At 44.2% G+C, this 23048-nt stretch carries 24 protein-coding genes, 1 tRNA gene and 2 pseudogenes; 14 read left to right on the forward strand and 13 right to left on the reverse strand.

All coding sequences use genetic code 11. From position 1 onward, the window contains the following. Positions 1-5 precede the first annotated feature (5 nt). Together GVY04_06210 and GVY04_06215 are read left to right on the forward strand one after the other, a co-directional pair. Positions 6-434: a YraN family protein gene (locus GVY04_06210; GenBank protein NBD15742.1), complete on the forward strand. Its 429-nt coding sequence runs from the start codon at positions 6-8 to the stop codon at positions 432-434. Positions 435-550: 116 nt separating this feature from the next. Then, positions 551-1057: a molybdenum cofactor biosynthesis protein gene (locus GVY04_06215; protein NBD15743.1), complete on the forward strand. Its 507-nt coding sequence runs from the start codon at positions 551-553 to the stop codon at positions 1055-1057. 92 nt (positions 1058-1149) lie between these two features. Here the strand turns inward: GVY04_06215 and GVY04_06220 are convergent, their stop codons facing one another. Continuing rightward, positions 1150-2622, reverse strand: a complete 1473-nt coding sequence (locus tag GVY04_06220) for a leucyl aminopeptidase (protein NBD15744.1) — start codon at positions 2620-2622, stop codon at positions 1150-1152. Between the two features lie 58 nt (positions 2623-2680). Then, positions 2681-3112 carry a hypothetical protein gene (locus GVY04_06225; GenBank protein NBD15745.1) on the reverse strand — a complete coding sequence of 144 codons (432 nt, stop codon included), beginning with the start codon at positions 3110-3112 and terminating at the stop codon, positions 2681-2683. Positions 3113-3268: 156 nt separating this feature from the next. On the opposite strand from GVY04_06225, the gene GVY04_06230 reads away from it, so the two are divergent. From GVY04_06230 to GVY04_06255, 6 genes are all read left to right on the forward strand, one after another. Beyond that, positions 3269-4465: a hypothetical protein gene (locus GVY04_06230; protein ID NBD15746.1), complete on the forward strand. Its 1197-nt coding sequence runs from the start codon at positions 3269-3271 to the stop codon at positions 4463-4465. A 43-nt stretch (positions 4466-4508) separates the two neighbouring features. Continuing rightward, positions 4509-4817, forward strand: coding sequence for a TatA/E family twin arginine-targeting protein translocase (locus tag GVY04_06235; protein NBD15747.1), 309 nt, complete (start codon positions 4509-4511; stop codon positions 4815-4817). 96 nt (positions 4818-4913) lie between these two features. Continuing rightward, a complete protein-coding gene (locus GVY04_06240; protein NBD15748.1) occupies positions 4914-5513 on the forward strand; it encodes a molecular chaperone DnaJ in 600 nt (199 codons plus the stop codon). A gap of 58 nt (positions 5514-5571) precedes the next feature. After that, entirely contained in the window at positions 5572-6399 is an 828-nt protein-coding gene (locus tag GVY04_06245) for a 4-hydroxy-tetrahydrodipicolinate reductase (protein ID NBD15749.1), read from the forward strand. A gap of 131 nt (positions 6400-6530) precedes the next feature. Beyond that, entirely contained in the window at positions 6531-7535 is a 1005-nt protein-coding gene (locus GVY04_06250; GenBank protein NBD15750.1) for a hypothetical protein, read from the forward strand. A gap of 13 nt (positions 7536-7548) precedes the next feature. After that, a complete protein-coding gene (locus tag GVY04_06255) occupies positions 7549-8115 on the forward strand; it encodes a TIGR04376 family protein (protein ID NBD15751.1) in 567 nt (188 codons plus the stop codon). Positions 8116-8301: 186 nt separating this feature from the next. Here GVY04_06255 and GVY04_06260 read toward each other — a convergent pair whose 3' ends face one another. Both GVY04_06260 and GVY04_06265 read right to left on the reverse strand, forming a co-directional pair. After that, the gene (locus GVY04_06260) at positions 8302-9225 is read right to left on the reverse strand and encodes a methylenetetrahydrofolate reductase (GenBank protein ID NBD15752.1); all 924 of its coding nucleotides are present in this window, start codon (positions 9223-9225) and stop codon (positions 8302-8304) included. 77 nt (positions 9226-9302) lie between these two features. Beyond that, a complete protein-coding gene (locus tag GVY04_06265) occupies positions 9303-9662 on the reverse strand; it encodes a single-stranded DNA-binding protein (GenBank protein ID NBD15753.1) in 360 nt (119 codons plus the stop codon). 234 nt (positions 9663-9896) lie between these two features. Between GVY04_06265 and GVY04_06270 the strand changes: the two genes are divergently transcribed. Further along, entirely contained in the window at positions 9897-10901 is a 1005-nt protein-coding gene (locus GVY04_06270) for an MreB/Mrl family cell shape determining protein (protein ID NBD15754.1), read from the forward strand. 32 nt (positions 10902-10933) lie between these two features. Here the strand turns inward: GVY04_06270 and GVY04_06275 are convergent, their stop codons facing one another. Beyond that, positions 10934-11599, reverse strand: a complete 666-nt coding sequence (locus GVY04_06275) for an ATP phosphoribosyltransferase (GenBank protein ID NBD15755.1) — start codon at positions 11597-11599, stop codon at positions 10934-10936. Between the two features lie 247 nt (positions 11600-11846). On the opposite strand from GVY04_06275, the gene GVY04_06280 reads away from it, so the two are divergent. Together GVY04_06280 and GVY04_06285 are read left to right on the forward strand one after the other, a co-directional pair. Then, positions 11847-12296, forward strand: a complete 450-nt coding sequence (locus GVY04_06280; protein NBD15756.1) for a nucleoside-diphosphate kinase — start codon at positions 11847-11849, stop codon at positions 12294-12296. A 92-nt stretch (positions 12297-12388) separates the two neighbouring features. Continuing rightward, positions 12389-13021: pseudogene (locus GVY04_06285) on the forward strand (DUF2834 domain-containing protein). A 79-nt stretch (positions 13022-13100) separates the two neighbouring features. On the opposite strand, the gene lipA reads toward GVY04_06285, so the two are convergent. Continuing rightward, entirely contained in the window at positions 13101-13979 is an 879-nt protein-coding gene (gene lipA, locus GVY04_06290) for a lipoyl synthase (protein NBD15757.1), read from the reverse strand. A gap of 108 nt (positions 13980-14087) precedes the next feature. On the opposite strand from lipA, the gene GVY04_06295 reads away from it, so the two are divergent. Further along, positions 14088-14161: transfer RNA gene (locus GVY04_06295), tRNA-Pro, on the forward strand. Positions 14162-14432: 271 nt separating this feature from the next. Here the strand turns inward: GVY04_06295 and GVY04_06300 are convergent. The 4 genes and pseudogenes from GVY04_06300 to GVY04_06315 all read right to left on the reverse strand — a co-directional run bounded on the left by GVY04_06300 (position 14433) and on the right by GVY04_06315 (position 16870). Continuing rightward, positions 14433-15122 (reverse strand): TVP38/TMEM64 family protein, encoded by a 690-nt coding sequence (locus GVY04_06300; protein ID NBD15758.1) that lies wholly within the window; start codon positions 15120-15122, stop codon positions 14433-14435. Between the two features lie 731 nt (positions 15123-15853). Beyond that, positions 15854-16167 (reverse strand): annotated as a pseudogene (locus GVY04_06305) (hypothetical protein). Between the two features lie 25 nt (positions 16168-16192). Next, positions 16193-16522, reverse strand: coding sequence for a hypothetical protein (locus GVY04_06310; protein ID NBD15759.1), 330 nt, complete (start codon positions 16520-16522; stop codon positions 16193-16195). A gap of 63 nt (positions 16523-16585) precedes the next feature. After that, positions 16586-16870 (reverse strand): hypothetical protein, encoded by a 285-nt coding sequence (locus GVY04_06315; GenBank protein ID NBD15760.1) that lies wholly within the window; start codon positions 16868-16870, stop codon positions 16586-16588. Positions 16871-16979: 109 nt separating this feature from the next. On the opposite strand from GVY04_06315, the gene GVY04_06320 reads away from it, so the two are divergent. Continuing rightward, positions 16980-17855, forward strand: a complete 876-nt coding sequence (locus GVY04_06320; protein ID NBD15761.1) for an NmrA family NAD(P)-binding protein — start codon at positions 16980-16982, stop codon at positions 17853-17855. A 25-nt stretch (positions 17856-17880) separates the two neighbouring features. Here the strand turns inward: GVY04_06320 and GVY04_06325 are convergent, their stop codons facing one another. Beyond that, complete coding sequence (locus GVY04_06325) at positions 17881-19485, reverse strand: PAS domain S-box protein (GenBank protein ID NBD15762.1); 1605 nt, start codon at positions 19483-19485, stop codon at positions 17881-17883. A gap of 381 nt (positions 19486-19866) precedes the next feature. On the opposite strand from GVY04_06325, the gene GVY04_06330 reads away from it, so the two are divergent. Continuing rightward, a complete protein-coding gene (locus tag GVY04_06330; GenBank protein ID NBD15763.1) occupies positions 19867-20646 on the forward strand; it encodes a response regulator in 780 nt (259 codons plus the stop codon). A gap of 57 nt (positions 20647-20703) precedes the next feature. Here GVY04_06330 and GVY04_06335 read toward each other — a convergent pair whose 3' ends face one another. Then, entirely contained in the window at positions 20704-21063 is a 360-nt protein-coding gene (locus GVY04_06335; GenBank protein ID NBD15764.1) for a hypothetical protein, read from the reverse strand. A gap of 774 nt (positions 21064-21837) precedes the next feature. After that, positions 21838-22929: a bifunctional chorismate mutase/prephenate dehydrogenase gene (gene tyrA, locus GVY04_06340; GenBank protein NBD15765.1), complete on the reverse strand. Its 1092-nt coding sequence runs from the start codon at positions 22927-22929 to the stop codon at positions 21838-21840. Between the last annotated feature and the right edge of the window lie 119 nt (positions 22930-23048).

A 23048-nucleotide genomic window follows, 5' to 3' on the forward strand; every position in this document is an offset into this window, starting at 1 on the left:
TAACAATGGTGAGTCTTGGCGAGTTGGGAGAACAAGTAACAGCCCAGTGGTTGCAACATCAAGGTTGGGACATTTTGGCTTCCCGCTGGCGTTGTCGTTGGGGAGAGTTAGATCTCGTCGCTTACCATCCGACTACGGGATTGATTTTTGTGGAGGTGAAAACCCGCCAAAGCAAGAATTGGGATGCTGATGGTCTTTGTGCGATTACCCCGCAAAAGCAAAGGAAACTCTATCGCACGGCACAAATGTTTTTGTCTGCGTATCCTCAGTTTTCTGAACTCGCGTGTCGGTTTGATTTAGCATTAGTGAAAGCCCGTTTGCTAAGTGCAGAAAGTGATTGTCAAGAGCCCTTACCTCCGGTTAATTTGAATTTTCCCATCTTGTGGCAAGGTTACGAGTTAACATTAACGACCTATTTAGAAGGAATTGATTAATGATTAGTCATTGGTCATTAGTCATTAGTCATTTAGGTTCACCTTGTCACCCCCTCCCCGATCTTCATCGACAAAGTAAGACATCTGACCTAACAATCATTCTCCCCCTCTTAAAAATGTCTCAACCTCATCCCGATCAAGAATTTATTTCTCTTCGTTGCGCTGTGATTACCGTGAGTGATACCCGCACCCCAGAAACAGATCGCAGCGGTCAATTCATGCAAAGTCAGTTGCAAGAAAGGGGTCATCAGATTCTAGATTATGTCATTCTTCCTGATGACCCAAAACAGATTATTGATCAACTTTCTACTCTCGGAACGGTTCAGGAATTAGATGTCATTCTCTGCAATGGGGGAACGGGAATTGCCCCGCGAGACACCACCTATGATGCAATAGCGAGTCTTTTAGAGAAAACCTTACCTGGGTTCGGGGAATTGTTTCGGTATTTGAGTTATCAAGAGATTGGTTCGCGCGCGATCGCGTCACGGGCAGTTGCTGGAGTTTATCAAGGCAAGCTTGTTTTTTCTCTCCCGGGTTCGAGGAATGCGGTTAAACTCGGGTTAGAACAGCTGATTCTGCCCGAACTGGTTCACTTGGTGGCACAAGTTAAAACTGGAAAGTGATTTTTCATAAGTTAATGACACGATTTTCAGTGGCGGGATCAAGCAATGCAATGCTAATCCGAAATCCTTAAATGCCTACTACACAACTGTGCTTAGCTGCAAACCCAATTGACTAAAGTCCGCACGGGGAAACCGGTTGCACCCGGATTATTTATGCCACTTTCTTGATCAGCCCAAGCAGTTCCCGCAATATCCAAATGCGCCCACGGCGTTTCTTGAATAAATTGTTTTAAGAATAAGGCGGCGGTAATGGAACCACCCTGACGGGGTCCGACATTTTTCATATCGGCAATTTCTGACTTCATCCCTTCAAAATACTTGTCTTCTAGGGGCATTTGCCAGATTTTTTCCCCAGCAATTTCAGCAGCGGTTTTAAGTTGTTCGGCAAGGAGATCATCGGTACTCCACAAACCACCAATATCATTACCCAAGGCAATGACACACGCCCCAGTGAGCGTAGCCAGATCAACAATCGCATCGACCCCTAATTTTTCCGCAAAGACGAGGGCATCCGCTAAGGTTAAGCGTCCTTCGGCATCGGTATTGTTGACTTCGATGGTTTTGCCATTGGATGCAGTGAGAATATCGCCTGGGTGCATGGCATGACCGCTAATCATGTTTTCTGTGGCAGCACTAATGAAGTGGACTTCCACATCAGGCTTGAGTTGAGCAATGGCTTTAGCCGCGCCAAAGGTTGCACCAGCGCCACCCATGTCCATTTTCATGGTTTCAATGCCACTGCCGCCGGTTTTCAGGTTTAAGCCCCCGGAGTCAAAGGTGACGCCTTTGCCGACAATGGCAACTTTCCGCCGCGGCGTTCCCTCTGGCTTGTAGGTAAGGTGAATAAATTTCGGTGGGATATCAGAGGCTTGGGCAACGCCAAGATAAGCCCCCATGCCTAATCGTTCACACTCTTCTTTCTCTAAAATTTCTACCTCTAGGCCATGTTCGGCTGCCAATTCTTCAACAATATTGGCAAGAGTAACGGAGGTAATGGAATTTGCGGGCGCTGCGACGAGTTCTTTGGCGAGAATGACGCCATCACAGATCTGTTGGGCTTTGGTAATGGCAGCCTCTTGGTTTCCTAACTCCAGTAGTGCCACCGTTTCGAGCTTGAGGGGATGTTCTTCCGGTTCCGATTTGAAACGACGGTCTTCATAAAGGGCAAGGGTCATGCCTTCGGTAATCGCTTGGGCAGTGAGAGCAGGATTATTATCGAAAATGGGGAGGCTAATCGCAAGGTTTTTGCTGCGTTGAGATTTAGCGAGTCGCGCGATCGCGCCCGCGGCAACCCTTACTGTATCTAAGGTTAGCGCTTCCGCTTCTCCTAGCCCCACTAACATAATTTTACGAATAGGCGCATCACCACCGACTCGAGTCACGACATTATTGCCAGCTTTCCCGTCAAATTCCGTTTCGGCAATAAGTTCTTTAATGGTTCCCGCTAACTTTTCATCGAGTTCCGCTAGTTCCCCGGTGACGGTTACGCCACCCACGAAAAGCCCGACTGCTAGCGTATCGCCACTCCACATTAATGTTGTTTTGTCTGTTGCTTGTACTTTCATGCCACCTTTTGCGTTTGCTTCTTCTTAAAAGAAAGTTTTTTCTGGATTCTCTTTTTCCCTATTCTACGCAATATTGATTAATTTTTGTCACTAACCTCCTCTCAGGAGCGGTCGCTTTTTGCAAGCGCTGTCGAGCTTGTTTTAATTGCATTCGATCCGTTTTTTCATAAGCTTGAACAAAAGCTCGTGTTGCCCTTGCTGTCTCTTGATACATAACAATAAAATCTTTTTGATACTGTTTTAACTGTTCATCTGTAATCTCCAAATCTGCCATCTTCTCGGCAGCTAATTCCATCGTATCGGCTGCCAACAAAGCCTGTTCTGGATCAGTACTTTTCCCACCATCAGTGAAACTTTTGGCTTCAGTCACTGTTTCATTAGCAATTTTAATAATTTCTCGGCATTGATTGTTTTTGCTTGCAGTACAGCTACTATTAATTAAACCAACGATTACCATTAAAAATAAAATCCGGATGCTCTCTTTTACCATGAAAACACTCAATTTATTTGAAACATACTTATCTAATCAATAAATAATTATCAATTGTTAATCATTAATTTTTGCTCTTGCTTATCCTAGCTTCCTTTCCAATTCTGAATTATCCTAATGAAAGGACTCTCAATATTAGCTGATTAAGAACCTAGGATGAGTACTGTTTCTTCCCATCGTAAAGCCAAAGCTCTGAAACCCGGTAGCCCCCGTCCTGCTAAAGCTCTTTGTAGCGAATGTGGGTTGTGCGATACCTACTACATCCACTATGTCAAAGAAGCCTGTGCGTTTCTCAATGAGCAAATTGCCGAATTAGAAGCGCAAGCCCATGGACAGAGTCGCGATTTAGACCAAGAAGACGACCTTTATTTTGGTGTTCATCAAGAAATGATGGCAGCTCGGAAAAAAGAACCGATTGCCGGCGCCCAGTGGACCGGAATCGTAAGCGCGATCGCGTGTGAAATGCTCACGCAAGGGAAAGTAGAAGGGGTGGTCTGTGTGCAAAACACCCTAGAGGATCGTTTTCAACCTATGCCAATCATAGCGCGCACCCCGGAAGAAGTGTTAGCCGCACGGGTGAATAAACCAACCCTCTCCCCCAATCTTTCCATCCTAGAAGAAGTTGAGCAATCGGGTTTTAAACGTCTCCTTGTCATTGGCGTGGGTTGCCAAATTCAAGCTCTACGAGCGGTTCAAGATAAAATGGGTCTCGAAAAGCTCTATGTTTTAGGCACCCCCTGCGTTGATAATGTGACCCGGGAGGGACTACAAAAATTTCTTGAAACCACAAGCAAATCTCCCGAAACCGTTGTTCACTACGAATTTATGCAAGATTTTCGGGTTCACTTCAAACACGAAGATGGCAGCATTGAGAAAGTTCCCTTTTTTGGCTTAAATACAAAAGAACTGAAAGATGTGTTTGCGCCATCGTGCATGAGTTGTTTTGATTATGTCAACTCCCTTGCCGATTTAGTGGTTGGTTACATGGGGGCTCCCTTTGGTTATCAATGGATTGTTGTTCGCAATGATACTGGAAAAGAAATGTTAGATCTGGTTCAGGATCAACTGGAGACGCAAGCCGTCAGTTCTCAAGGGAACCGCAAAGCAGCAGTCCAGCAAAGTATCCCTGCTTATGATCAAGGGGTCACCCTTCCGATGTGGGCTGCCAAGTTAATGGGTGTGGTAATTGAAAAAGTGGGTCCGAAAGGTTTAGAATACGCTCGTTTCTCCATTGACTCTCACTTCACCCGCAACTATTTATATGTGAAGCGCAACTATCCGGATCACTTAGAAGACCATGTTCCGGAGTACGCAAAGCGAATCGTTGAACAATACGAACTCCCTGAAGATTGAAAAGATACACTAGACAGTAGCAAGCCTCATAGGAGAATTTCTCATGAATGTTTTTGGTATCGGTTTACCTGAAATGGCGTTAATTTTCGTCATCGCTTTACTCGTTTTTGGCCCGAAAAAATTACCGGAAATTGGGAGTAGTCTGGGTAAAGCAATTCGTGGCTTTCAAGATGCGTCTAAAGAATTTGAAAATGAATTTAAGCGGGAAACCAATAAGGCACAAAGTAATGACTCGGTAAAAATGAATGCTCAACTTGAACCGAGTTCTTCAACAGCAGAAACGCTCTCCAACGGAGAATCGACCCAAAAAACAGCCACGAGTGACCAAGAACAATCTCAGGTGAATGGCTAATTTGGGCACAGTCGTCTGATCTTAAAAAGGATAGATGAGAGCACTACTGGATCAAGCTATGATGACGTTGGATCAGCCCCACAAAAGGAGAAAAGAATGAGTGAGCAAAATCCTTATGAACAACTTGGCGTCACAGAAGATGCATCGTTTGAAGAGATACAGGAAGCAAAGCTTCGTTTAACCAAAGAGTACGAGGACGATCAGCGACAGAAAGAAGCCGTAGAAGCGGCCTATGATTCCATTATTATGGATCGACTCCGTTTACGCCAAGAAGGAAAAATTAAAGTTCCCGAACGGATTCGCTTCCCGGAACGCGCAAAACCAGCCAAACCCAAACCGCAACAGCCCAACCCTGCGAGCTCTCCGGCTTGGTTACAGAGACTGCTAGACACTCCCTCCCGAAATGATTTGTTAATTGCTGCCGGTATTTTTATTTTGTTGGTTGCGATTACCCTTTCTTCTGGGGAGAGTGCCTCGGTTATGCTGGCTTTAGGGTTTGCAGCGAGTGCTTATCTTTTGAACCGTAAAGAAAATCGTTTGGGTCGTTCTTTACTGATTAGTTTGGCTAGTTTATTAATTGGTGTTGGCTTAGGCGCAGCCCTCGCGCCCGTTGTAGCTGCTGGAATGCCCTCAGAACAATTTACCGCATTAACCGCTCTGTTTCTGTTTTGGTTAAGCAGTAGCTTCTTACGTTAGGTTGCAGCAGCGCTAATCTTGTAAAATGCTCACGAGTCGTTAAAGGAAGAATAAAGTAATGAGTGAGGAATCAGTAATTCCCGTCGTGGTCAATGGCGCTGCGGGAAAAATGGGTCGTGAAGTGATCAAAGCAGTTTCCGAAGCGGAAGGAATGACGCTAGTGGGAGCTGTTGACCAAAACCCAGCCTATGTGGGTCAAGATATTGGCGAAGTTGTGGGATGTGGTCCACTAGAGGTTCCTTTACTCAACGAATTACAAGGAACGCTTGTGATGGCAACGCAGTATCCTACACAAGGCGTAATGGTTGACTTCACTCACCCAGATAGTGTTTATGAAAATACCCGCACCGCGATCGCGTATGGGGTACGCCCAGTGGTCGGCACAACTGGCTTGACGGATAAACAGCTTTCAGATCTGACCGATTTTGCGGAAAAAGCAACCACAGGGGTGTTAATTGTTCCCAACTTTTCCATTGGCATTGTTTTACTGCAACAAGCGGCAATTCAAGCGTCTAAATACTTTGATCATGTCGAAATTATCGAACTGCACCACAATCAAAAAGCGGATGCACCAAGCGGAACTGCCATTAAAACTGCCCAAATGCTCAGTGGGAGTGGTAAAAATTATAACGCGTCACAAGTCGAGGAACAGGAAACCCTAGCCGGAGCAAGAGGAGCCCTAGCTAACAATAACATTCATCTCCATAGCATTCGTTTACCCGGTTTAATTGCTCACCAAGAGGTCATTTTTGGTGCGAGCGGACAAACTTATACCCTGCGTCATGACACCAGCGATCGCGCTGCTTATATGCCCGGTGTCATTTTGGCGATCCGTAAAGTAACAGAACTCAAATCGTTGGTGTACGGATTAGAAAATATTTTGTAAAATTGGTGTCTAGTCTTGGTCACTTTTTTTAGTGAAATTACTTAACTTGGAACTAAAGATCATTCTCACTCTTCTATTTAGACATGTGCCTGAATGATTAGGGATTTTCTAAGTTACGGTAAGAGACTATCATGACACTATCTCATCTCTCGCGACGACTTGAATCAAATGCTGATTTAATGATCAACACGTTATTTACCGACATTGATCAAATTCTGCAAACAAACGGCAGTTTAGACAGTGTAGAAGAGACAGAAAAGAAAGATGTTGCGATCCAAAAAAGTGATTTTTCTAAGAGTCAGCTTTCTGCTCTCCCAGATGCCCCTGAGTTAGAAGAAGCTTCTGATGAACCCAGAGAGCCAAAAAACTGTCCTTTCTGGCAACGTCATCTCGATAAAATTATTTTTTTCTCTTCTTGTTCTCTCTTAATCAGCAGTTTACTGCTCTTAGAAAAAGATCATCAGTTTTCTTTAGCGAGCTTCCAAGAAATTAAAACCGCAGTCGCCAGTTCTGATGTTCAAGGAACAACCCCAGTGGATACCAACGCTCAATTTATTCGCTACATGGAGCGAGCATTAGTCGAAATTGATCGCGAACAAGAACTTGCTGAGACAGGTGAAGCCAAGGATCTTGCTCAAAAAACAAACCAACCCGTTGCTACTGTTACACCTGAAATTAATCCAACGCCAGCAGCAGACACAGCCCCTCCCCAAACAATTGCGACCCTACCTGCGCTTCCTCCGCCGCCCCCTCCTCTACAAAACGCAACCCCTCCTGCCCCTCAGCCGAGCCCTTCTCCTTCCTCAACCCCTGAACCCAGTCCTCAAAATCAGACCGTTCCCTCGACTCAATCGCCGGCACCGCAAGCAGAACCTGCCCCATCCTCTGAAACTCAACCGATTGCACCCGAGACCACTGCTCAACGTTCTGCTCATACTCTCGTGGGATTATTAGAATTAGGAGACCACTCAGCAGCATTATTAAAATTTGAGGGGGCAACCCAAAGGATTATGCTAGAAGAGACCATTCCCGGAAGTAACTGGAAGTTAGTGTCTGTTGCCAATCAAAAAGCAACGTTTACCAATCAAGACCAGCAAAAAGTCATGTTTGTTGGTGAACAAATGTCAGTGCAGTAAGGAGTACGATTCAGTGGGTATATTAGAGGATTTAACGCGCTTTTTAGAAACGCGCCTAGATGAATTTTTAAAGAATAATCCCCAATTAGAGTTACAGGCTCTAGAAGAGCAACTGAGAGAACAAGAAAAAGATGCAATTCGCTTAATCTTAGATCTGCAAAAGCAAGAAAAGAAAATTGAAAATGAGATTCTTTCCCTTGCCCAAGATATTAAACTATGGCACCAAAGAATCGAAAAAGCAAAAGCCGCCAATCGCCAAGATTTAGCTCAAGCGGCTCAAGAAAAGGAAGCTAGTTTGCTACGCTTAGGCAATCAGCGTTGGGGACAAATGAAGGGGATTAAAGAGCAAATTCGCCAAGCGAGAGAATTAGTGGACCAAGTGAGACAGCGGCAGCAAGAAGTGAAAGCCAAAGCCCAGCAAGTGAAGCAGTCACAAAAAGCTAATTCAGGGGTTGCGAGTAGTTGGAATACAGATGCAATTTATTCTTCGAGCTATAACCGCACCTTCGATCCCTTAGAAGAAGAATTCCGCAATTGGGAAGTCGAACAAGAGTTAGGAGAAATGAAACAAAAACATTAACTCATCCCACTCCTGAAGGTCGAGGGATTTCATGTTCTTCGTCACTGGTCATTAGTCATTAGTGATGACAAGACGGATAGACGACTGCTCCCCGAAATCAGATTTCGAGGAGTAGCTTACAGTTTAAAGTGCTAACACTAAACTGAGATCACTCTAGTTTTAGCGATCAAGCACCAATCGCGGCGTTTAGCGAACTTGCGCTGCCGTCGGAAGTTTGACATCTTCCACTGGCTGAACCCCAGCTAAATCTAGAATTTCTGGGATGACTTCTTCTTTCTTGATTGCCATCATATGTACACCTTGGCAAAGTTCACGAGCAGTTTGCACTTGTTCAGCAGCGATTTTAATGCCTTCTTGCAAAGGGTCTTTCGCTCTATCTAAACGTTGGATAATTTCCTCGGGAACATGAACCCCGGGGACATATTTTTGAATAAAGCGCGCATTTTTCGCTGACTTAAATAAGAAAATTCCGGCCAGGATCGGTCTATTCACTGAAGAAGCGACCTCATTCATAAACTTCTCTAAGCGATCAAAGTCAGTCAGCATCTGACTCTGGAAAAATTGTGCTCCTGCTTCAACTTTGCGCTCAAAACGTTTTTGTAAACCGGACCAACTGTCAGATTGAGGATCAACGGCTGCGCCAGCAAACAAATCTAAGGCCCCATCAGGGAGGCTCTTATCATTAAAGTCTGTTCCCGCATTGAGTTTTGCAATTAACTTCAATAAGCGAACCGACTCTAAGTTAAAAACGGCTTTGGCTTTTGGATGATCCCCGGCTTTAACCGGATCGCCCGTTAAGGCTAAGATATTACGAATCCCCAGGGCTTGGGCCCCCATCAAATCACCTTGAATCCCGAGCAAATTGCGATCGCGACAGGCCACCTGACAAACCGGCTCAATTTCATGTCTTAAGAGAACCGCTGATGCTGCTAGAGGAGACATCCTCAAAACAGCGCGACTGCCATCTGTAATATTGACAGCATGAACACGCCCTTTTAAGGATTGTGCTACCCGTAGCATCCGTTCTGGGTTCCCCCCTTTTGGGGGAGTGACCTCAGCCGTTACTAAAAATTCTTTCGCTTCGACAGCTTGACGAAAACGACTCATCATAATTTTTTAATCTTCCAATGCTACAAGTTCTAGACTACAGGCTTATGGAAGACTCGCCAAATTCCTAGGGTAATAATTTAAAATTCATCCGGTGTGTAATCGGGAGCTGATCCCCCTTGATCCCCTTTGCCGCCCAGTAATTCTAAGCGGTCTACACGAACAACTGGACGAGAACGATTATTCCCATTTTGGTCTTGCCAACTCTCAATTTTTAATTTTCCTTGGATGCCCACTTGTTTTCCTTTGCGCACGTATTCAGAAGCCACTTCTGCTGTACGTCCCCACATTTCGAGTTCAAACCAGTCAGGTTTATCATCCCTTTTGCTTCGTCGATCAACCGCGATCGGAAATTTACATAAAACCGTACCGCTTTCAAAATATTTCACATCTGGATCCACACCAGCCCGACCAACAAGGTGAATAACATTAAGATTCATAAATTGTTCCTCCAAACTTAAGTCCAAGAAAATAACCCAAAATACTGCTCTTAGTTTAACCTTAATCAATCTTTTTCTAGAAACTGTCGTTTTTCCAGTAGACGTAACCGTAAAAAAGGGAATAAAATCCAGATTAATTAGAGCGTATGGCTCTAACAAAATAGGACAATCAATGTCACTTTGGGGGCAAAGAAACCAGTGAGTTTTTGGAGTCGGTTATCCCTCTCACGGGATATGGGAATTGACCTGGGAACAGCCAACACCTTAGTTTATGTTTCCGGGAAAGGCATTGTGCTACAAGAACCCTCGGTTGTCGCGATCGATCAAGAAAGCAAAGAAGCCCTCGCTGTTGGAGAAGATGCGAAACAAATGTTAGGGCGCACTCCTGATAATGTGATCGCAGTACGTCCTTTACGAGATGGCGTCGTTGCTGATTTTGACAATGCTGAACTCATGCTGAAACATTTTATTCAGCGGGTACATGGGGGAAGAACTTTAGTTTCACCCCGCATTGTTATTGGCATTCCTTCCGGCGTTACCAAAGTTGAGCGGCGAGCGGTTATGGAAGCAGTCCTACAAGCTGGGGCAAGGGATGTTTATTTGATTGATGAACCGGTAGCAGCTGCGATCGGAGCGGGTTTACCCGTTGCCGAACCAACAGGAAACATGGTAATTGATATTGGAGGGGGAACCACAGAAGTTGCTGTACTCAGTTTGCAAGGAACGGTACTCAGTGAATCAGTCCGTGTTGCTGGGGATGAACTCAGTGATGCAATTACTCAATATATGAAAAAGGTACATAACATAGTCATTGGCGAACGGACCGCTGAAGAAATTAAAATTCGCGTTAGCTCGGCTTATCCAACAGAGGGTGATGATAACTTATCAATGGACGTCCGAGGATTACACCTGCTCTCAGGATTACCGCGTATGGTCACCATTAAAGCACCAGAAATTCGAGAAAGTATGTCAGAACCCTTATCGGTAATTGTCGAAGCAGTGAAACGGACTTTAGAGCGCACACCACCGGAGCTAGCTTCGGATATCATTGATCGTGGTATCATGCTCGCGGGTGGAGGGGCGCTGCTGCGTGGACTGGATACCTTAATCAGTCACGAAACCGGAATTGTCACTCATGTCGCTCCTGATCCTCTAAAATGCGTCGTTCTGGGAACAGGAAATGTTCTTGAAAACTTCAAACAGCTCGGACGAGTCTTTAGTGGGAGTTCTAGCAGTTAGCAATAATGAATGACTTAAATCATTGTTTATTGTTATTGGGTTGCAGTGAGCTCTTGCTGTTTGAGAGCAATGATTTCTCGAATTCCCTGGCAATAATCGGCAAGGTGATTGCGATTCAAACGGTAACTCAAGGGATGAGCAATCAGGTGAGCCGTACTTTCAAATAGCAAATCAATTTCCACCAGACCATTTTCACGAAGCGTGCGTCCTGTGGAAACTAAATCAACAATTGCTTCTGACATCCCTGTAATCGGTCCTAATTCCACAGAACCATACAAGGAGACAATTTCGACAGGTAAATCCAAACCATGAAAATGCTCGCGCGCACACTGAACAAACTTTGATGCCACTCGTGCATGAGCGGGTAAATCTAGCGATCGCTGATAATTGCTATCCGATTTGACCGCTACAGATAATCGACAATAACCAAACTTTAAATCTGCCAAGTCAGCTACTTTGGGCATCTTTTCTCGCAAGACATCATAACCAACGATGCCCATTTGCGCTTGTCCATATTCTACATAGACAGGAACATCTAATGCTCTGACTAATAACGCTCTGGCCGTATTGGTCGGATCAATAATTTGTAGGGCGCGATTTTTTGGGTCATTAAACGCACTAAAATCTAAGCCAATATGTTGGAATAAACGGATACTTTCCTCAAGTAAAGCCCCTTTGGGTAAAGCAACAGTGATCATGTCTTCTACATTTCCTAAACCAGAAAGTCATCGTACCATGAGCCGTTTAATCATGCCATGAGAAACCCATTTGGGATGAGTACCGAGAGCGGTTCTGGTTTGACCATTTTCTTGGGATTAAGAGCTAAAGCGATAGGAAATAACTATCTCTAGAATAAAATTTAAACACTTGAGCTAACCACAGCACCCCAAAATGATATAACCTGTCTTTGGTGTATCGTTTTGTTAAGAAATTAAGGAGATCATTTTGGAACGCACATTTATTATGATCAAGCCCGATGGTGTCCAACGCGGCTTGACTGGAGAAATCATCAAACGCCTTGAACAGAAAGGATTTAGCCTCATTGGAATGAAAATGATCAAGGTCTCACGAGAACTAGCAGAAAAGCACTATGACGTTCATCGGGACAAGCCTTTCTTTGGTAACCTCGTTGAGTTTATTATCTCTGCGCCAGTGGTTGCTATGATTTGGGAAGGAGAAGGTGTGGTTGCTGCAGCGAGAAAAATTATTGGTGCGACGAATCCGCTTAGTGCTGAACCGGGAACAATTCGCGGTGATTATGGCATTAGCATTGGTCGCAATTTAATTCATGGTTCTGATGCTGTGGAAACAGCACAACGAGAAATTGCCCTCTGGTTTGAAGAAACCGAACTGGCAAGTTGGGAACCTGCTTTGCAAAAATGGATTTACGAATAAGTTAAGCCGAATGCTTGTTCCCCTTCCCAAGTTTGAGGAGAGGGGAATTTTTTACGATTTATAGCTTGAAATGATCAGGAGTGCGCTTTTAAATGACGAAAAAAATTGGCTTTTTACTAGTTTGGATCGGTTTTATTTCCTATGCTTTTTTGTTAGCTCCTCCTGAAGATCCGAATACGTCTGAGCTCATTCAAAAACTATCAACAATGGAAATAGAAGGAATTAATCCTCTGATTGTTTCCTTATTTAATTTGATGGGCGTTTTGCCTTTAATGTATGCTCCACTTTTACTAATTGATGGTAAAGGACAAAAGCTGGTGGCATCGCCATTTGTGATTTTATCGTTTGCGGTTGGAGCCTTTGCCCTTTTACCTTACTTTGCTTTTAGAAAACCTCAACTCCCCTTTCCCGGAGAAAAAAGCTGGTTACTTAAAGTTTTAGATTCTCGCGTTTTTGGAATTTTATTAACAACTGTCTTTCTACTCATTCTTTTACCTGGATTAAGTAATGGGAATTGGAATGACTTTTTTGCGCAGTGGCAAAATAGTCGTTTTATTCACGTTATGAGTTTAGATTTTTGCCTATTGGTTTTACTCTTTCCTGCCATTCTCACCACCGATCTCAGTCGCCGTGGTATTAGTGATTCTAACTTTTTTAATACATTGATTTGGATTCCCTTATTGGGAACCTTACTCTACTTTTGCACTCGCCCTCCTTTAATTGAAGGGGAACCAGTGGCCGAAGGCAGTATTAGTTCTGAGGTTAATCAAAGTGAGTCGTTAGGAAGTGAGGTTAAGCGTTGAGTCAGGGTTTTGAGCGCGGATAGGCTTTCATTAATTCCTGAACTTGTTCTGCATGATAAGAACTGCGCGTCAGCGGAGAAGAAACCACTTGTAAGAAACCAATTGCTTCTCCATATTGACGCCATTGGGCAAACGTTTCTGGAGTAACAAACTGTTTGACGCCTAAATGTTTTTGGGTTGGCTGTAGATATTGTCCGATGGTGACAATATCACAGTCCACATGACGCAGGTCATCCATAACCGATTTCACTTCTGCTTCTGTTTCTTCCCAGCCCACCATTAAACCTGATTTGGTATAAATCCAAGGGGCAAGTTCGCGGGTCTTTTGTAAAAGTTGCAGCGATCGCGCATAATCTCCTTGCGGACGAACTCGGCGATATAAGCGGGGAATCGTTTCAATATTATGATTTAATACATCGGGTTGCGCTTCAAGAATAGTTGCCAGCGCATCCCAATTGCCGCACAAATCTGGAATTAACAGCTCGATCGTTGTCTGGGGAGAAACTTTACGAACTTCATTAATGCAACGGACAAACTGGGATGCCCCCTCATCCGGTAAATCATCACGGTTGACTGAAGTAATTACTACATGATTCAACCCCATTTTCTCCACTGCTTCTGCCAGGTGCAAGGGTTCTAAAGGATCGAGGGCTTGCGGTTTTTTTTCAAAGTCAATGTCACAATAGGGGCAAGCGCGGGTACAAGCCGGACCCATAATTAAAAAGGTTGCGGTTCCCTTCTGAAAACATTCGCCGATATTAGGACAAGAAGCTTCCTCACAAACGGTATTCAACTTTAATTCACGTAGCGTCTCTTTAACTTTTCCGACACGCTCAAATTGAGGGGCTTTTACTCTTAACCAATCAGGCTTTACGGTCACGCTATATTTGCTCCAGAATTTGGGTTACGCTTTCTTATCTTATCTCGTCATTTCCCAGACAAGCAATGTCGCCTGCCGAAATCTTATGGTATGATGTGGGGAGATTATCGGGATGTAGCGCAGCTTGGTAGCGCGCTTCGTTCGGGACGAAGAGGCCGTGGGTTCGAATCCCGCCATCCCGATTTGGTAGTCATTTTGTACTTGTACATTGTACATTAAATAATTATTGTCCAGATTTACAGAATTATTGTCCAAAATTCAAAATCTTGAAATGCTGTAACTTTTATATAGAGTCGGTTACAGCGTTTTTTAAACTAGAGAAAGCTGTCATGATGTCTCAGAAAAAGCTAAAAAACAACTTTTGGGACGCGATCGCGCCATCACGACTCTGCTTCCATACCTAAATTCTTACGTTTCGCAAGAATCGCGGTCATACTCGGATTCAGTAACGCCCTATGATTGATTTTTAGAGTGTTGGCGATCCAACCATCCCCTCAGCAAGGCTAAAGCGAACATTCCCAACAGCGCCAAGCCCAGCAGCCATTGTCCGCCGGTAAAGATTCCTGCCCCTAAAGCCACAACGGGAGGAGTGGAAACGGCAATGCCAAGACCTAAAGCGGGCAGAAACTTACCCCACTGCATTTGTGTCAGCCCCGCCGCATAGCAGACAAAATCGAATAGTCCTGTCATCAAAAAGCCTGCCACTAGGAAAGGATTGGTTTCGAGATAGTTGGAGGAAAAAGAATCCACTTTTCCCATAAACCGTTGACCCACTAACCGTTGAACAAGCCCGCGACCGTAGCGTTTGGCAAGATAAAAATTCAGGGAACAGGCGACTAAATCTGCAATCGCGATGACGAGAATGCCTTGCCAGAAGCCAAACACAGTCCCTGCTAACACCGAATAAGCGGTGCTGGGAATGGCGGGAATCGCGATACTCACCGAACGCAACAGCCAGAGGGCCAAGGGGGCTAAAACGCCCAACTGCTTCACCTGAGCGCGGATTTGTTCAATCCCGATTTGCTGGACGAGCGCGATCCCCAGGACAAGGATCATTCCCAAACCGAACAACCCTAAAAAATCAAGCCATTTCCGACGTTTCGGGGAGGATTGGGTCTCTTGATTAGGAGATGGGTCAGCCATATTTGCGAATTAAGGTACGAGTCCATTCTATTCCGACTGCCAATTTACTGAAAAAATCGGCAATCAAGCGAGAATGCTTCCCACAACGATCATGAGACGGTTTGGTGAAATTGAAGCGCGATCGCCACCCTATTTACCCGCGCCATTATTTGAAAAAACTGGGGTATCGTCAGAACCAATATAACCAAATTGCCAATTATGCCCTAACTCAAAGCGGGATTAATATTCTTGCTCGGCGATCGCGCGCCAGAAGAATATTTTCACATTTTACGAGAACAGTGTTCTGGCGGTGAAGTGAAGCTTGGAGGAATCATGAATTGGAAAGATAGGTGCGTGATCGCGCATTAAGGAATGTGATTAACTAATGCTGGAGACCGGGAACAATTGGCTTGATTGCTGGGACTAACCAACAATGGCAGATGAAGGCGAAAGCGCGTTTGTTTTCGCTACACCATCTTTTGGGGAGAACTTCCTATCGTTCAGTGCTGATATTTTCGTCAGCAACATGAGATTGGTCCCTTACGCGATCGCCACGATTATCTGAGGTTTTTCTTAAGATTGGTTTAATGATAAAAAATTAGATTTGAACTATTAAAATACGGATTTAATCATACATAAATTTCAAAAACAACTGAGCGAAAACTCAATAAACTAATTTTACTTGGCAGAGGGAGAGGAGAGTGATAGTTGCACAACAATCTAAAAAAGGAAAAGTAAGATTTCCGGTAGTGCTATACAAGTAATGATGCGCTGTAGTGATGGATGAAATACCAAATAGCACCGATGTGATTCTCTAAGGATTTGGAAAAGGACAAGGTGTCTTGGCGAGCATTCCCTTGCGCCTAACGGCGACGCGGGGTCTCGCCGCTTTTCGGACTAACCGAGACCCTCTTTGCCGCAATGTGTTGTTGAATCGACGGACATCTTATGGGAGCGAATTGAATTCGCCCCCCGTGTCCTTCTCAATATAGCTGGTTTTTCCGGTTTCTTTACCCACCGCTCGATGACGCTTGCTAGGTAGAACTGCTGCATAGGCTGCCCAAAAGTGCGGAAGGCATCTTCACCAACGGTCAGGCTTGTGAGCCGGAATTGAATTCCGGCTCACAAGCCTGACTGCGTCGCTTCGCTCCTCGCTCCAGCCCGCTTTCCAGCTTGAATGCATTCAAGCTGGGTCGGCAGTCAGTGTAGGCGATTGCACACTGGCGATAGAGTGGCGGCAAAGATTCCCACAATTTGCGAGCAGCGGCTTCATCGCGTGCGCCAATATAAACACCAACAATTTCACGAGTGTTGGCATCGAGTGCTAACCAGACCCACTGCTTGTTCCCCTTGTTGTCCACGAATGACCAAAGCTCATCAAATTGGATCGTTAGTCTCCCTGTCTTGAGTGTGTCTTGCATTCTGGAGGGGCTGTGTGCGGAATTACTTCCGCACCTTGAAAGCCCCGTAGGGAAACCCCAGAATTACACACTCGCTTTTTTGGGTGCCACCTGCACTTGCCGAAGCCCCTTCGCATATTTTTCGTTGACGTAGGTTTGTAACCATTGTTCAGAAACCTGAGTAGCACGAGCAATACCCGCTAAAGAGATCCGCTCTAACAGCAAGCGGTCAATCAGTTCCCGCGTGGCTTGGTCGATGACTTTTTTAGTGGGTTGTTTAATAAACTGTCGTTCGCAGTCGTGGCATTTGAATCGCTGTTTACCGTTGTGGATGCGACCATTCTTGACCGTTTTGGCGGATGCGCACATAGGGCAGGCATAGTGAGTAAAGAACAAAGGCTCTACTTCTCTATCATTACATCTTGAGTACTACCCGATAGTCTAAACTGTATACTTAGACAGTGGGAGTAGATGACAATTGTCAGGTGAACGAATCTTGGTCACTGGGTCAACCGGCAATGTGGGTCGCGAAGTACTCATTGCAGTTGCTCGTTCAGGCTTCTTGCCGCGTGCAGGTATGCGACGACCGGAGGAAAGTAGCGGAATTCTAGAAGGAGTCGAGACTTTTAAGTTGGATTTTCAAGATTCAGATACTTGGCACACCGTGCTTCAAGGAGTGGACTACCTCTTTTTGATGCGGCCTCCAGCAATTGCAAATGTTGAGAAGACGCTCAACCCATTTATTGACCTAGCTTACGAAAACGGCATCAGGCACATTGTGTTTCTCTCAGTCGCCGGTGCTGGACGAAATAGGTTCGTGCCGCACGCGAAAGTCGAGCGATACCTTCGTGCGAAAGGGGGGTCCCATACCAACCTCAGACCTGGCTTTTTCGCGCAAAACCTCCAGGATGCCTATCTGCGTGATATCAATGAAGATGATCGAATTATCCTTCCAGCCGGTCATGCCAAAGTGAATTGGATCGATGTGCGAGATGTCGCAGACGTGGCCGCAAGCGTGTTTCAAGACCCCAAACGACATCAGGGGATGGGGTACACCTTGACCGGACCCGCACCAGTGAGCTGGTCACATGTGACGGAAGTCCTTTCGGCAGTAGTTGGGCGATTGATCCGATATGAAGCCGTGTCCGTGCCGGCGTATTTCCTCCACCTTCATCGCCGGCGACTTCACTTCAAAGCGATCATTGTGCAAACCATTCTGCACACGCTGCTTCGCTACGGTCAGGGGGCGTTCGTTTCTTCCGATCTAGAGATGCTTCTTGGGCGCAAAGGTCGAACTATTGAAACCTACATTCGCGACCATGCAGATGTTTGGCGAACTGAGCCTTCGACATAGTGGGCGATCAATTACGTCTCTATCACTACCCATCTTCTAAACTCCTAGCTGGCAGAATAAGCAAAAACGTAGTACCTACCCCAACTTTACTTTCTACTTCAATCTTGCCGCCTTGTATCTCTACAAGATTTTTTACAATCGATAGACCTAAACCACTACCCGATATACTGTCAACGTTTTTCCCCCGGAAAAACGGGTCAAATACTTTTTGCTGGTCTGCTTCTGTAATACCAATTCCGGGATCCTTAATCTTAATCATTGCTTGTTCTTTTTCGCATAAAACTTCAAACTCAATCTTACTGCCGTCTGGAGAATACTTAATCGCATTCGAGAGCAAGTTGGAAAGAATATGATGCAATAGATTTTCATCAATGCAAGTAGCGTTGCAGCTACCACGACTAAAAAATTCAATAGTTTGCTGTTTGCCGTCGCTTAGGGGCTGCATTTGTGATCTGAGAGAGCGACAAAAGTCAGCTAGATCGATTGGTTTGGGTTCAAACTTAATTTGTCCAACTTCTGACTTGCCAAAAAACAACAACTCATCCAATAGTTTGCTGATTTCTTCGACTCCTGTTTGAATATTATCGAGATACGGTACTTTTTTGTCGTCACTCCATTTGTTGATGTAGCGTTTTAATAAGCTATTAGAGAATGAAACAATGTTTAATGAGGAGCGAAATTGATGGCATAACATAGAAACAAAGCGCGATCGCAGTTCGCTTAGTTGTTTAGCTTCTTCTATTGCCTGGGAAGTCTCAACCTCACCTTGATTGTTTTGCAGTTCTTGCTGGGTTTGCTGTTTGAGTTCGGTAATATCCCAGATACTCCAGACTCTACCTATGATTTTGTCATCTAGTCGCTGGGGCTTAGAGTATTGCGCGAACACTCTACCGTCTTTTAGCTCTAGAATATCGTAGGTTTCAGCTTCAGATTCTCTAGAAACTTCCCAAACAGAACGGCGAAAGACTTCTGGATTTTTAAGCTGACGATGGAAAAAATTTTGGCATTCATCAGAGTCTTTTGCTAAAACCAGCGAGTCGGGAATTTTCCACATCTCTAAAAATTTTTGGTTGTAGCTAAGAACCTCTCCCTCATAACTAACAGCAACAATACCATAAGCAGCCGAATCTAAGGTTCCGCGCACCAAAGATAAAGTTTTTGCCAGTTGAGCTTCTGTTTTTTTTAGTTGAGAAATTTCTTGGTAAAGATTCTTGGTGTTACCATTGCTATCAGACTGGTTTGCATTTTGACCAGGTTTCGTCTCTTCTACTCCATAAACAAAAGCCCAACTAAATTCGCTATCTCGCTCTTTTACATGGGTAAGGGTAAGCTCTACTGATAAGACTTTACCGCTCCGAGTTCGATATTGAGATTTAACAACAAGAGAACCTTGCTGGCTAAGATATTGCCATTGCTCTGACCAGTTCTTTTGGGAAAAGTTTACGTCTATGTCCCGCAGCCTCATGGCTAGCAATTCCTGGCGAGAATACTCAAATTGGCGGCAGGCAGCATCGTTAAGGTAAAGGAACCGAGCATCTGATCCTAGACAAAAAACCGCATCTGGGAGCTGGTTGAGAAGGTATCTAGAGAAAAACGGTTCTTCTTCTAGAAGCTTTGGAGATTCAGGCATCATTAATCTAAGAGGCAATTTGAAAAGCCGATCAGTCCGTAAAAATGGTTACTCGGTATGACTAAAGTGTATCCCAGCAACTTTACTCTTGCCCAAGATAAATTCGGAAAGCGATCTGCTTCCAGACCCGAAACCGGGCGCCGTCGCTGAGGTGATAATCGAAATTAAATGCAGATTATTATTTATTAAAATATGTGATTTAAACCGGTTGTCTTAAAAGTTCCCAAAACTAAGTTTCGCTAAATAAATCTTAACAAAAATCCTTTAATATTGTAAGTTGTAGGTATGGTCGATATGCGTTCGCTCGGTAATGGTTTCAGTTACGCGAAACCTGCTTAATCTCAATTTATTTCACTATGTTACTAAGTTAAATGCGAACTCATGTCAAAAATTTTAGTTATTGAAAACGAAGCGCTTACTCGCGATATGTTTCGGGACTGTTTAGAAGCTGAGGGGTTTCAAACTCTTGGGGCTGAAGATGGTTTAGCTGGCATCGAGCAAGCACGACAACATCTCCCTAATTTGGTACTTTGCGACCTTGTTATCCCTAAACTTGATGGTTACACAGTTTTAAGCCAGCTCCGCCAAGATGCTACGACTGCAACGATTCCTTTTATTTTTATTACTGCTAGAACAGAAAAAGCTGATCGCCGCCGGGGGATGTCACTAGGAGCTGATGATTATCTTGTTAAGCCTTCTACAGCAGAAGAGTTACTAGAAACGGTTGCGGCTCGACTAGAAAAACAAGCTCTCTTGCAACAATACTATGCTACTAACTGCCAATCCCTCAAAGATTCAGAAACCTCTGCAGTTTCTGAGTGCGAGACTGATTTGCTTTTTCCGAGTGTTCCAGAGTTTAGTGAAGTGTTTGAGTTTATTGAAGCCAACTATAATCAGGGAATTACTTTGTGCGATGTCGCTAAAGCAGTAGGTTATTCTCCCGCTTACTTAACGAACACAGTTAAGCAACAAACAGGACGGACAGTAAACCGCTGGATTATTGAACGTCGTATGGCTCAAGCGCGTTTCCTACTCCACAGTACTAATCAATCAATAGAACAAATAGCGATGACAGTTGGATATCAAAATACTTGTCATTTCTACCGCCAATTTCGTCAATATGAGGGATCAACCCCTCAAGCCTGGAGAAAGAAGCATTAAAAAATAGGCGTTAGGGGAAAAGAAATGTTAGGGAAAATTGACAACCTAATCCTTAAATTAACCTAATTTAACTCTATTTTTTCTCAAGGCTTCTTGAATCGCTTGAATGTTTAAATCCTTAATATCTTCTACAGTATGTTCATTGACTATTAACTCGTTCTCAGGCGTGATCAAACCAACATAGTCATCTTTCAAGATGTACTCTTGTAGGGGTTGAGCAAGATGTAATTCTTGGACAGTAATAGGAATCAATTCGCAATAAGGACCGTTTTTAATCAATGCATATGCTATAATTTCTTCAACAAAGTATTCTTCTTCGTTGATTTGATAAACGACCTTCCATCCAGAACTGACTGAAACCATTTGTTCTAGTGTATATGAATCATCAAAATTACTCTCTGTAGCGCCCCGCGTCATGTTTTTTAAATTTAAATATTGCATAACATTACTTAAGTTTAATATTACCCAAATAGCTTGCACATCTCATCAGCTTAGATATTTTTGGTGATCTTTAAAAAATTCATAAGCTAGGAGTTTAGAACTTAACAACTCTTGACATAGGCAACTGTATAAAAGGCTACGCCTCCAATTAACTAGTTGAGACTGAGTGAAGTGAGCAGAAAGACACCGCGCTGCTGACAGGCACAAGACACTATCCATTCCTCTCTTCATTTAAAGGCAGAAATTATAAAATATAGCTCAGCTCAGCATCTAGTGATTTTAGCTCATCATCCTATTGGCTCCTCTAGAAGAGCTAGAATATACTATAAGTTGATCAACGAATCAATACATAATTAATTTAGCCATATCACGAAACAAAAATCAAATTTTTATGATTCCCTAGAGTATGTGTAATAGAGCATTTGAGCTATGGTTATTATTGAAAATAATCGTAATTATTTTAGAATAGAAAAGACAACTTATCTTTAGATAAGTTTACATTAGACCTCTTGCATGAATCAAATGCCGGCTAATTCAAGACCACGGTTATAGAAACCATTTCCTGAAACAGCTCGGGTTTCACCCCACACAAACGTTTAAATTGGCTAGTGCAGCGCGGTAGAAGTAACTGACCACTAAAGTTGAACCAAAATCAATGCTTCGAGCATTCGCTAACTGGTCAACTATTTTCGCCAGGCTGCACTAGGATGATCGCTAAATTGTTTAAGTAGCGGCAGGAGGAACAGACTCCTATTCATCTAATAAGGCTTGATCTGCTTTCGCTACGGTTTCGTTAGCAGCCAAGAAACGGCTTAGACTATCAATCATATAGTTACTTTCCTCTAAAGCACGGTAGGTTTCTTGTCCGAAGAAACGACAGGCTACTTCAAACTCTTTGGTTAAAGCAGCGCAATCTCTTTTTTCTACTAGTTCCGCCAGACGCCTATAGGTAGCGGCTAATCGACCAATGACTTGGGGATGCTCCCCTTGCAATATCACATTCAGATACAGGGACGCATCGTGAGCAAACAAGCGACTAACGAGATCAAGCTGCATCCGGTAGAGAGGGCTAGCAAATTCTAGGGTACGAGACAAATCAATTCCTTCTTCTGCGAAGAAAGCACCCAGGCTAAAAGTAGAAAAATGTCTGACTGCCTGCACAATAGCCATCATCTGGTCGTGTTCCTCGGGCGTACACCAGATCAGTTTGCCACCTCTACTGGAGATATAATCTAGAAACCACTGATAGGCTTGCTGCTGCCGACCGGGACAAACGACGACATTTTGCGATAAAAATGAGTCAATTCCCGGACCAAACATGGGATGCAAGCCAAGTACAGGTCCCTGATGATAATCGAGCATTGCCTGCACGATAGGGGTTTTAATGCTAGTAATGTCTAGTAGTGCTGTCGAAGCGGTGAGGTATTGAGTAGTTTTTTTAATAATGGGTACTGTCTGTTCTATAGGAACACTAACTATTACTAACTCTGCTCTTCCTAGTAGCTGTTGAGCATTACCCCAACCATCCCGTCCAAGAATATCTACATGATGGCCCGATAATGAGAGCTGCTTGACAAAAAAGCGTCCCATCTGGCCATGCCCGCCAATTACTGCCACTCGCCGCGGCTTAACGGTCGCAGACGAAGCGGTAACTGTGCTGGCAGCAGCACAGTTGATGGTTAGGTTTTGCCAAACAAATTCGGGAATGCCTGCTTGAGCAAGCAAGCGAGTAACTTCTGCGCGATCGCGACAACCATTTTCTTGGGAATGCGTTAAACAAGAAATTCTTTTGCCCAGCAGTTTAATGAGTTCGCGATCAATTTGCTCTAGGGTTTCTGACACTGCAATTACCTCTCCTGATAACGCTTGAAGCAAGCTGAAAGTTAGTATCGCACCCACTGGAAGTTCCAGCTAGTGACTGATTGAGTTGTAGGCAACAGATGAGCCGCTGGAAGGTTATT

This window comes from Cyanobacteria bacterium GSL.Bin1, from assembly GCA_009909085.1.
GTDB lineage: Bacteria > Cyanobacteriota > Cyanobacteriia > Cyanobacteriales > Rubidibacteraceae > Halothece.